This is a genomic window from Vibrio sp. 1401 (genome assembly GCF_033340295.1).
On record NZ_JAWOWF010000156.1, the window covers coordinates 1 to 1,022 of the forward strand.

1 protein-coding gene is annotated in these 1,022 nt (G+C 46.7%); it reads right to left on the reverse strand.

The genetic code is table 11. The features are described from left to right. Positions 1–1,022, reverse strand: a 1,022-nt coding sequence (locus tag R7Z77_RS24240) for an ATP-dependent DNA helicase (protein WP_318136913.1), incomplete at both ends; no start/stop codon positions are given.

Sequence of the window (1,022 nt, forward strand, 5' to 3'; positions counted from 1 at the left end):
TGTTTAGGTTTTAAGCCAAGACTATCGGTAAAGTGATTAAAGTCACCAGAAACCGCAACCGTTGCCGAGGTGAAGATCCACGCACCTTGCTTGATTTCAATTTGTTCATGGAACTTATCTGCCACCGATAACGGAGTAATATGCAGAGTAAAATGACGCGGTGACGTATCGTACCAGTAAGAGTAGCCGGTGATGTCAACATCACACACACGCTCGATCCGACCTTTGATCAAGTTCGCACGCTCAAAAGCCGTATCCAACAATTGGCTGCGACCAAGTGCCAATTTGAGCACATCAATCGCCAGATCTAGGCTGTCAGTTAAACGAACCAATTCGCGCTTAATGGATTCAGACTGCATCGCTTCTCGCCAGTTGCCACGAAAACCCGGCTCACCCAGAACGATGCGCATATCCATCGCACTTTGAAGTAGTTTATCCCCAACTTTTTGCAGCTGACGCATGTCCTTTGCTTCGGTGCGATACGCGATTTCAATGTCTTTGGCGAGGTCATGAATTTGGCGACTCGATACCGATTGCCCGAAATATTCACTGGCAATGTCTGGTAGCTGATGAGCTTCGTCGAAAATAAAGACATCGGCTTCTGGGATCAACTCACCAAAACCTGTCTCTTTGATGGCTAAATCCGCGAGAAACAAGTGATGGTTCACCACGACGATGTCAGAATCCATTGCACGTTTACGAGCTTTCAAGACAAAGCAATCAGTATAACTGGGACACTCTTTCCCCAAACAGTTATCGTTTGTCGAGGTAATCGTTGGGATGATCATGCTGTCTTCAGGCAAATCTTCACAATCACCTAAGTCACCGGTTTTTGTCTCTGAGGACCAAGACCTCACCTTCACCAATTGAGTCAACAATGTTGGGTCGGATTCGTTGGTGTGGCTTTCTACCATCTGGCGACTTAAGCGATCTAAACACAAATAGTTGGAACGCCCTTTCAATAACGCCACTTGACCATAAAAACCGAGCGCATTGACCATCAGCGGTAGGTCACGATGGTA